The following is a 9,934-nucleotide window of genomic DNA, read 5'->3' as shown; positions in this document are numbered from 1 at the left end:
TAAACAAAACCCCATGGGTATAAAGATGATTGAGCGCTAATCCTGAATTCATGGTCTGCCCAAAAGCGCGTCCCAGTTCACTTTTACCCCAATCAGCAAACTCATAACCCACTCCTATCTGCCAGTGGTCGTTGAGTGCTTTTTGCACGCCTGCGCCTAAGGTATAGGTAAAAGCGGTTTTCGTGTGGTCTGTAAAATTAGGATTAGGCAATGCTTCGAAAATCAAGGGCGTATTGGTAAAATCATAAGCACGATTAAAACCCACACCTACACTTGCGCTCACCCAGGGCATGACCCAGTAGCCTTTATCAAACAACAATTTACCTCTAACTGCTAAGCGAGTGTTTCGTACTTTGTACTGGTAACTGTAATTATCAAATTGAGGGTCTGCATCATCCCATATCACGCCCTGAAGTTTCGCATTGCCAGTGGTGGCGACTGCCAATCCCAATTGCCCCAGCCATTGGGAAGTCAACGATTTTTGTAGGCCTACAAACAGCTCACCCGAGGCCATAGCCTTGGTGGACTTTCTAGCCACATAAGTCTTCTCAATGTCTGGCGTCAAATAAAAAGTCTGTGTCTCACCGCCCCGAGCCCAAACAGGCCCCGCGGCTACCGAGCCAACCCAGGTCCAGTCTTTGGAGGGCATAACAGGGCCCATGGTGCCCGCAAAGGCTGTACTTCCTAACACACCGGCTGTTGCAATAGAAAGAAATAAACGATACTTCATAAGCACTCCTTGCAAAATAAAAACGAGTCGTTAAGTAAAAATCATAAGCCCTCAGCGGCAATCGATTGGCATTGAATAAATGCACGAGCACACCTAGGATAGAGAAAAGAGACACAATCCAATGGAGAAAGATGGAAATAAAGGAAAAGTCGATTCTGAGTGCTGAGGACTATGTTTCTGTCATTGGCTATAAGCAAGCCTTTTTTGCTATCTAATTGATGGTTCAATCCTACACCAGCATCTTATAAGTTATTTAAAAAAATATTAATTATCATACTTTGTTGATTAGGTAAAATCAAAAAGTACCTTCAATTTTTATCCATCAAACGTGCCCCAAACATTTCGCGACAGCGACTAGTAAATTGATGTCTTAGACTGTTTATAATTTAAGCTTCAGTCACCTTCATCACCATATGTTAGTATGTTTTTTGCTCATTATGACCATTTGTTAAGATTGTTTTAATCTTATAGCGATAAACTATATCGATTTAAACCTAGAGCAAAATCATGAGTAAAGGCGAATACCCAACTATCCTGTTTTTTCATAACAAAAAAATAGATACGCGTATTTCAATGAAACAAGAATTTAAATTAGAACGCAAAGCAATGCGAACATTGCCTGAATCCCATCCAGAAAACCATTATTTAAGCAAAGAAATGCAAGCACAATATGCGATTAAAATATCAGAAGAAGGTTATTTTGAGGATGCAAAACAAGGGATTCTAAATGGTGAGTATAATTTCGTTTTAACTTGTGAAGAAGAACCCCAATTACTTTGCGATCGAGATTTACATCATTCTTCACTCGCTAATGGCAAAAAAGCTTTGGCAGTAGGCACTTTAAGATTCGATAATGGCATGCTTGTAGTAGTAACTAATAATAGTGGTCATTATCGTCCAACTGACGAAGAAATGCTTAATGTTATTAAAATTCTGTATAAAATAAGTCAGGGAGCTTTGTATATATATAAAAGTTATTGCTCGTCACCATATTGTTCTTATCCAGTTTCTGAACTTATTAAAACCCGTGTATTTTCTACAGTAAAACCATTAAAGCAAGATGAGACGATTAATCAAAGAACAGGTCAGCGTGCAACCATTAATAATTATGACACGTTAGAAAATACACAAGACATTGACCGAAGGTATGGTAGAAAATTGCAATCAGACATGAGTACAAAATATAAAGGATTTATTGACAGCAAAGGTAAAAGTGTTGAAACCCCACTGCCTTCAACCTCTTTTATTGATACTAATAAAAGAAAATTTTAACTTAATAAATTGGGATTTTTTGGGCTTTGCTCTGTCATCGGTAAAACTTACCTAAAACTTATCAGATTAAATGCTTTTATTATTATTCAACCTGCTGTTAAAATTTCTGTTTTTTAGAAAAATCAGAGGGATCTAGGTTGGATAATGCTGCCAAATTCGAAAAATTCAATACCTTGTATCCCATTGTCATAAGTAGCGGCACCCTTGAGGCATTAAAATGGCTGGCCATGGTATCAATGACCATCGATCATTTTAATCGTTTCTTTTTTAATGCCAATAGTTACCCAGCCTACTGCGCCGGCAGATTAGCCATGCCGCTTTTTGCTTTCATTTTTGCCTACAATTTGGCACGTCCTGATGCCTTTGCACGGGGTATTTACACTCGTGTTTTTAAACGTCTTATTTTTTTTGGTGTGCTAGCAACCCCAGCGTATATGGCGATGCGGCATTTACAACAGGTGTGGCCTTTAAATATTCTGTTTATGCTTTTTCTGGCTGCGGTTCTATTTTTACTGCTGGAGAAAAAAAATCCCTTTACTATTTTTCTTGCTATTTTTCTATTTCTGTTCGGTGGTGCCTTCGTTGAGTACAGTTGGCAAGGTTTACTATTCTGTTTAAGTTGCTGGTTTTTTTGTCGAAATGCATCCCTTTTATCATTAATTGCTTGTCTTTTTTCTTATGTTTTACTTGATGGGCTTAATGAAAATCATTGGGCTTGGGCTAGCTTGCCATTGATCGTGCTAGCTACCCAGATACAATTAAAGTTTCCTCGCATTCCTTACTTTTTTTATATCTATTATCCTACCCATTTAACCGTCTTCTGGTTGGTGAGTTCATGGATTTAACTGGCAGCGACTTTGCAAACATCAGTTATACTAATTATTGATATTAGGGAATTGGTCCTGATTTCATGGCATCAGGAGATAGGATGAAAAAATTATCGTTTGCCAAATCAAACATTGGCTCTGTGGGTGTCGAACTTGAATTACAACTTATTGATCCTCAATCATTCTACCTGATTTCTCGCTCTAAAGAGCTTATTCGTAATATTAGAGAAAGTATCTATAAAGAAATTATTAAGCCTGAGATTACCCAGAGTATGATCGAAATCAACTCATCCATCCATTATTCAATCAAAGAACTCTCAGAAGAACTTTTTCAACTTAAATCTTTTTTACTTAAACAGGCAGACCAATTAGATATTGCCATATGTGGGGGTGGGACACACCCGTATCTTAAATGGAGCCGTCAAAAAATATTTCCGACACCACGCTATAAAAAAATTGCACAAAAATTCAGATACTTATCCAAACGTTCTACGGTATTTGGTCAACATATCCACATAGGGTGTGGTAATGCGGAGGATGCACTTTATCTGACACACGCCATGGCCCGTTACATCCCTCATTTTATTGCGATTACTGCTTCTTCTCCCTTTTATCAGGGTGCTGATACAGGCTATGCTTCATCACGCTCGAATATATTTAATTCATTTCCACAAAGTGGCCATATTCCCTACTTACTTAGTTGGACTGAATTTTCCGAGTATTATTACAAAATGCGCAAATTGGGCATTATTGTTAGCATGAAAGATTTTTATTGGGACATTCGCCCCAAACCTGAATACGGTACTGTGGAAATAAGAGTTTGTGATACCCCGCTAACCATCAATAAAGCAGTCGATTTAGCTGCTTATATTCAGGCGTTAGGGATTTATCTACTTAAAGAAAGACCATTGAGTATTAACAGGGATTTATACTATCTCTATACCCATAACCGCTTTCAAGCGAGTCGCTATGGTCTTGAGGGTTTCTTTGTCAATCCTTACACACTTAAAGAAACCACCTTGGTCGAAGATATTCTCACCACCATTAAAACGATGGAAGTCCATATAGAGAACCTGAACAATGAGCCTTATATCACCCGTTTGATTGACGATGTGACTAACAAGCGGAATGATGCAGTTTTGCTCAGGGAACTTTTTAAAGAAAGCGGTTTTCTTCTCAAGGTAGTAAGTGAGCAGTGTTCGATTTGGAGGAAATCGGTTTCTGATAGCTAATTTTTTTACCTAAAAGCAAAAGAATTCATAAAAAAACGGCTATTTTTGGTTTTTTTTCACCATTCATTAAATTTCTGTCTATATTATGAATAAGAAGCTTATAGCGAAAGGGAACAGTAGTAATTTAAAAAAGCAATAGGGCTGATATCTAAACATTAAACTTCTGATAAATGGACTTTATGGAGTGATCATGCCAGTACACGAACGACGTCAGCATTTCCGCATCGAGGATCAAATTTATTTTGATTATAAAATTATCCACACTGAAGAGTTTTGTTCTGATAAATCGCTTACAGAGGATTTATTAGGCCAAAGTGGGAAAAGATATCTTGAAACAACCCAATATTTTCAAAGTCTTGATTACGAACTGTCTGAACTCACGCAATCACTCGCCTTACGAGAGCCTGCCCTTGCACATTACCTTAATCTATTAAATGCAAAAATCGATCATCTTGCGCGAAATCTTTTAATCGGAGATAAAATTCATTTACGTAAAGTGAACATCAGCCTTGGTGGTATGTCATTTAAGACGAAAGATAGGATTAAGGAAAAAACCCCCATGAAGATAGTTATCTACACCAAGCCCAAAATGTTACCGATTGTTCTTGATGCCGTTGTAGTCTACAGTCAATTTCATAATGAGAATCAGTATCGCACGGCAGTACAATTTGAAGAATTAGATACAGAACAAGAACAATTACTTTCCCAGCACATTATGCTTGCCCAATCTAAATGTAGAGCTGACTAATTCAATAACATTGCCATTGCTGATCATCCGCTATTGCCGCATAATCAGCGATTATCATTTTAGTTAGGATAAAGTATGGCAAGACATGTTTACTGTGAAAAATTAAACCAAGAAGCAGAAGGTCTGGCGACGCCCCCTTTTCCCGGTCCTTTGGGTGAAAAAATTTTTAACCATATATCAAAACAAGCCTGGCAAATGTGGCTTGCCCATCAGACTATGTTAATTAATGAGTATCGTTTGAGTTTGATTGACCCCAAAGCCCGCGAATTTCTTAATACTGAAATGAAAAAATATTTTTTTGGTGAAGGCTCTGAAAAACCTGCGGGTTTTGTCCCTGAAGAATAAAGGAATATAACATGTTTCATGAGCTGCTCGTGCTTAATGAAGAAGTTAAAAACGCCATACACAACAAGCAACCTATTGTGGTTCTAGAATCGACCATCATTTCTCATGGTATGTCATATCCAAAGAATTTAGCGACAGCCCAAATGGTCGAGCAAATAATCCGTGAAAATAATGCTGTGCCAGCAACTATCGCCCTTCATCAGGGAAAAATTCATGTGGGGATCAATCGAGAGCTCATGGAGCATCTAGCGGCAAGTAACGATGTCATTAAAGCGTCTCGACGTGACATTGCCTTTATTTTAAGCACTAAGAAAACAGCAAGCACCACCGTCGCTGCAACCATGTATTGCTCTCATTTAGCCAATCTTCCACTTTTTGTGACTGGCGGCATTGGTGGCGTCCATCACCGTGTAGAAGAAAGTTTCGATATTTCGGCAGATTTGATTGAACTGGCTTCCACGCCAGTCACTGTTGTCTGTTCTGGTGCGAAATCCATTCTGGATCTACCAAAAACATTGGAGGTGCTGGAAACCCACGGCGTTCCTGTTATTGGCTATCAGACCGATGAATTTCCTGCATTCTATAGCCATTCAAGTGGAATCCCTCTTTTGCATCGCCTGGATTCTGCAAAAGAGATTGCCAACTTAATGACTTACCAGCACAAATTAAAACTCAGTAATGGGATCGTTATCGCCAACCCTATTCCCAAGGCAGTTGAAATTCCTGATGAAAAAATACTGCCTGTTATTAAGCAAGCACTTGATGAAGCGAATCATATTGATGGCAAAGCCATTACTCCTTTTTTACTGCAACGCATTGGCGAATTAACCGCAGGACAAAGTATCCAGGCCAATATTGAGTTAATTAAAAATAACGCCATACTAGGTGCTGAAATAGCAATTGCCTATCAACAGCTAATGAATTAATCACTTATTAGTGGCGATTTCAAATTAGAGAAAATTATCTTTAGTGCAAAAATAAACCGTTAAGCTAAGTAGTTACCCAGAGAAATTATCTAAGCGATTTTTTTTGCAAAAAAAACCACAAACCCTACTTGACTCAAACCCATTCTCGGAGTTTAATAGCAACCTCTTCGGCCAGATAGCTCAGTCGGTAGAGCAGAGGACTGAAAATCCTCGTGTCGGCAGTTCGATTCTGCCTCTGGCCACCATGAAATCAATAAGTTATCTTACCTTCTTCAAGGCACATTTTAGCGGGTCTTCCCGGGTCTTCCCCAAATCCGGGGGCACTTTACTCATCCACACAGCACTCTAACTCTTAACCTATATTGTTTATTTAACCGGGCCACGGCAATAAAGCAAATAATGTATATCTAAAAAAAAAAGAGCCTCCGAAAAGGCTCTGTGCTCTAGGAGCTGAGTCCTAGGGGAAGTAGTAACATAGTAATTATACACATGCTCTAAATGGGCATGCCTTTCTCCAAGTAGTTGTATTCATTCTAGGTCTTCAACTACATTTCATGCAAATCGCTTATCATTCTCCATTTATTAATTTTATTGCATTTTTAAAATTCTCTCTTAATTCATCTTTCTCTCGCTCTGATAATTCAATTGTTCTCCGATTACCACCAGAAATATTTTTTAAATCATCCTTTTTGATTTTTGGTTTAGTTTGTTTTTTTGAAGAACCTGAAGAAGACTTTTTCATGATTTTATCCTATAACAAGTAAGGTACTTTGTAAGAATAGTTCAATTTCACTCAAAGGAAGATGCATGTGCGTTCACTTCATCATCGATATCAATTGCGAAACCATTACTGAATTTTTAAGCTCACCTTGCAAATTCTTTGAAATGTTGAAAAGCAGTCCATTAACCTGCAATGATTTCGAAAAAACTAAATGTTCAAATCCATCGAATTAACAAGTCACTATAAGTTTAGGTTTGGAAACAAACCGTCTATGTCGCCTCAGAAGCAGTTAACAAAACCCCCCGTCTTATTTCCGATCTAATGGAATTGTACTTTCAAAAGTTATCTCCGTACAAAGTTGAATTCCTGGTGCTATTTTTACTAAAATTCAAAATCTTTCACGTTCCAAAATGTGAGAAAAGAGTAGGAATTTATGCCCCATTTAATACTTGAATGTAGCGAGAAAATCGCTTTGAACATCAACTTTAATTCAATATTTAACCACTTACATCAATATCTGGCTGATAATTTACCAACACAAATTACCAGCTGCAAAAGTCGAGTCAGAATATATGACAACTATTTTATTGGTAATGAGTTCGAAAAAAATTTATTCTTGCATTTAACATTAAAAATTTTACCAGGCAGAACTCCTGAAACAAAAAATAGGGTGTGTGAATATATTCACCATTATTTTAAAGGCTTAATCAGGAATAGCGACCTTGAAAAAACGTCTATATCTATTGAGCTTCTTGAGTTGAGTGCTTTTTATTTTAAATAATTGCTAAAGTAGACCCAACCTTATGGTAAATCATTTAATTGCACTTAAACTAAAATGGTATGGAAATAATTTAATGAAAACACTATATGAATATAGTGTTGCACTACTCATTTTTGGCAGCATTTTTATTTTCGGTGTTTTTGATCTCACATTAATTTCAAAGCCTGTCACCCTTCTTTTAGGTAATAACCTTTCGTTTAAGTCAACCAGTTTATATTTATTTGTTTTAAATCTTATTTTTATTCTCGTTTTTGCCTGCCAAAGAAAAATGGTATTTAGTCAGGAATTTGAGTCTTTTATTCAAACATTACCGGTTAGTAAAGCGTTTGATCGTATTTCTTCTATTTTTGTCTTGTTTATCAGCAATAATTTTTTGTGGATTATTCTCCTCTTAGGAGCATATCCGGCTCTTATCTCACAGCCTTCCTTAATGGTTGTTTTTGAAACTGTATATCTGATATCTAGTCTATTGATTATGCAATTTTGTTTATATGAACGAAATGTAAGCAAACTTTTTTTGTTATGTTCAATTAATTTGATATTTGTCTTAGCAAAAATTCATCTTTCAATACACTGGTTCAATGTAACCACGGCTTTGTTACTTTTTATTATTTCAGTGGTTGCTCTTATTGATATTAAAAATATAAATTTTGGTATTAAGAGGAATAAACAAAGCCGTATAAGCTTTTTATTGACAGGTCCTGTTTTGTTAATTCAGTTAGCTATGTTAAAAAATTATCGCAGCCTTTTGCTCACAAAAATTGCTTTAAGTATTGCTCTCCAATCTCTGTCGGCGATTATTGTAATCCATATGGATGAAAACCATAACTTGATATATATCATAATGTTATTAAACTACGCCACAATCTGCATTATGAGTTCATTTTCACGGCTACTGGCAACTGAATCAAAAAAAATGTCCTACTTTTTTTTAAGTCTACCCATTGAAAAACATTACTGGTTTAAAAAAAATCAGATATTTAACCTAATCCTAACCACTTTAATCTTGTTTCCATGTACAATTTTTGCTTTATTGAGTTCTGATTTAAGCCTTTGGATGTTCATGTATATAATATTTTCCATTACTATCATCAACGCAGTGACCTGTTATATCTATTTAAAACAATTACGTAATACCACGGTCAAATTGTTTTTTGTTGTACTGGTCTTGTATATAGTTCAATTTTTCACAGTTAAGAATCTATGTTAAACCTTATCAAGGTATCGAAAAAATTATCTGGAAAACAAATTATCAATAATATCTCTTGTGAGGTTGAGCAAGGCATCTTACACATTTGTGGTGAAAATGGTTCAGGAAAATCAACTCTTTTGAATATGATGGCTGGCTCCCTTCCCCCAGATGAAGGAATTATCTCCTATTCAGGAGTTGATATTTTTAACAAAAAAAGTCGCCAAATTAAAAAGAGTATTGGTTACGTTCCTGCTCTTGCTCCTATTTATCCATTTTTGACTGGGAGTGAGTTTTTGAAGTTTATTTGTCAGACTAAAAATGCAGAGTGGCCTTCTGAATTGATTGAAACATTCAATCTTAAAGGACAGCTTAATACCTCCTTTGCATCTATGTCTTATGGAACAAAGAAAAAATTTCTGTTTGTATCAGGAGTGCTTGCCTCCCCTCAATACCTCTTGTTAGATGAGCCTATAAATGGGCTTGATCAGCATTCCATGACTGAAATGTACAAAGTACTCACAAATCACCTTGAAAGAAAAAACGGAATCTGTGTTATTATTTCTCACGATATAAGCTGGATTAAACATTGGCGAGAAAATTTTAGCTATCAGATAATTGAATTATAATTCTAAGGTAGAAGTAGGAAGAAACTTAATGTTCGAAGCTATGCCCATATATTTCGGACAAAAATTCAAAAATAACACTAATCTGTAGGATTTGCATACTCAGATTATTGTATAACTCGCTTTTCTGTGTAAAAAATTAATACAATGAATTGCGGTATTATATTCATCATTTCATCCTGATAATTGATATCCGTACCTTCTGCGGTGATACGCCCTGCTTTAATTAGAGCCTCTTAATTTATAGTTTATTAAATTTTTTCTTTCATTAAATTTTGACCAAATTCGTTTTAAAAGTTAAAATGTGGCACTTATATGGGCATCTCGATAGCAAACTGACCTTATTAAAGCTGTATATGATAAAATTCCTCAGCGAGTTTACTCGGTTAGTTTGAGAAGCAATGGCTTCAATTTAACAAAGCAACCATGAGACGATTATTTGAAATTTTAGTCCATCTTCCCAAACGAATTAGTATTTTAGATTTAAGTAACCACGGATTTGAAAGATTTGATGCTGCCCAATTAACCCTTCTTTTC

The 9,934-nt window shown here is 36.2% G+C and carries 11 protein-coding genes and 1 tRNA gene; 10 read left to right on the top strand and 2 right to left on the bottom strand.

From position 1 onward, the window contains the following. On the bottom strand, positions 1-730 hold a 730-nt coding region (locus Ljam_RS01790), incomplete at its 3' end, for an outer membrane protein (protein WP_156411906.1). A gap of 507 nt (positions 731-1,237) precedes the next feature. Here Ljam_RS01790 and Ljam_RS01785 point away from each other — a divergent pair. From Ljam_RS01785 to Ljam_RS01755, 7 genes are all read left to right on the top strand, one after another. Then, complete coding sequence (locus Ljam_RS01785) at positions 1,238-2,002, top strand: hypothetical protein (protein ID WP_058448428.1); 765 nt, start codon at positions 1,238-1,240, stop codon at positions 2,000-2,002. Between the two features lie 137 nt (positions 2,003-2,139). Next, on the top strand, positions 2,140-2,847 hold the full coding sequence (locus Ljam_RS01780) for a TraX family protein (RefSeq protein WP_082651552.1): 708 nt from the start codon (positions 2,140-2,142) through the stop codon (positions 2,845-2,847). An 83-nt stretch (positions 2,848-2,930) separates the two neighbouring features. Next, positions 2,931-4,061, top strand: a complete 1,131-nt coding sequence (locus Ljam_RS01775; protein ID WP_058448427.1) for a YbdK family carboxylate-amine ligase — start codon at positions 2,931-2,933, stop codon at positions 4,059-4,061. Between the two features lie 190 nt (positions 4,062-4,251). Next, positions 4,252-4,809: a PilZ domain-containing protein gene (locus Ljam_RS01770; RefSeq protein ID WP_058448426.1), complete on the top strand. Its 558-nt coding sequence runs from the start codon at positions 4,252-4,254 to the stop codon at positions 4,807-4,809. A gap of 75 nt (positions 4,810-4,884) precedes the next feature. Beyond that, positions 4,885-5,154, top strand: a complete 270-nt coding sequence (locus Ljam_RS01765) for an oxidative damage protection protein (RefSeq protein WP_058448425.1) — start codon at positions 4,885-4,887, stop codon at positions 5,152-5,154. 11 nt (positions 5,155-5,165) lie between these two features. Next, positions 5,166-6,080, top strand: coding sequence for a pseudouridine-5'-phosphate glycosidase (locus tag Ljam_RS01760; RefSeq protein WP_058448424.1), 915 nt, complete (start codon positions 5,166-5,168; stop codon positions 6,078-6,080). A 169-nt stretch (positions 6,081-6,249) separates the two neighbouring features. After that, positions 6,250-6,325: transfer RNA gene (locus tag Ljam_RS01755), tRNA-Phe, on the top strand. Positions 6,326-6,648: 323 nt separating this feature from the next. Here Ljam_RS01755 and Ljam_RS15045 read toward each other — a convergent pair. Next, positions 6,649-6,822 (bottom strand): hypothetical protein, encoded by a 174-nt coding sequence (locus Ljam_RS15045; protein WP_156411902.1) that lies wholly within the window; start codon positions 6,820-6,822, stop codon positions 6,649-6,651. Between the two features lie 412 nt (positions 6,823-7,234). Between Ljam_RS15045 and Ljam_RS01750 the strand changes: the two genes are divergently transcribed. The 3 genes from Ljam_RS01750 to Ljam_RS01740 all read left to right on the top strand — a co-directional run bounded on the left by Ljam_RS01750 (position 7,235) and on the right by Ljam_RS01740 (position 9,400). Beyond that, positions 7,235-7,582: a 5-carboxymethyl-2-hydroxymuconate Delta-isomerase gene (locus tag Ljam_RS01750; protein WP_058448423.1), complete on the top strand. Its 348-nt coding sequence runs from the start codon at positions 7,235-7,237 to the stop codon at positions 7,580-7,582. A gap of 73 nt (positions 7,583-7,655) precedes the next feature. Next, positions 7,656-8,792: a hypothetical protein gene (locus Ljam_RS01745; RefSeq protein ID WP_131762531.1), complete on the top strand. Its 1,137-nt coding sequence runs from the start codon at positions 7,656-7,658 to the stop codon at positions 8,790-8,792. Beyond that, a complete protein-coding gene (locus tag Ljam_RS01740) occupies positions 8,786-9,400 on the top strand; it encodes an ATP-binding cassette domain-containing protein (RefSeq protein WP_058448421.1) in 615 nt (204 codons plus the stop codon). The genes Ljam_RS01745 and Ljam_RS01740 overlap by 7 nt, the downstream gene beginning before the upstream one ends. The last annotated feature ends 534 nt before the right edge of the window (positions 9,401-9,934 follow it).

Origin of the sequence: Legionella jamestowniensis, from assembly GCF_001467745.1 — a bacterium.
In the GTDB taxonomy this organism is placed as follows: domain Bacteria; phylum Pseudomonadota; class Gammaproteobacteria; order Legionellales; family Legionellaceae; genus Tatlockia; species Tatlockia jamestowniensis.
This window is presented reverse-complemented; position numbering and strand designations above follow the sequence as displayed.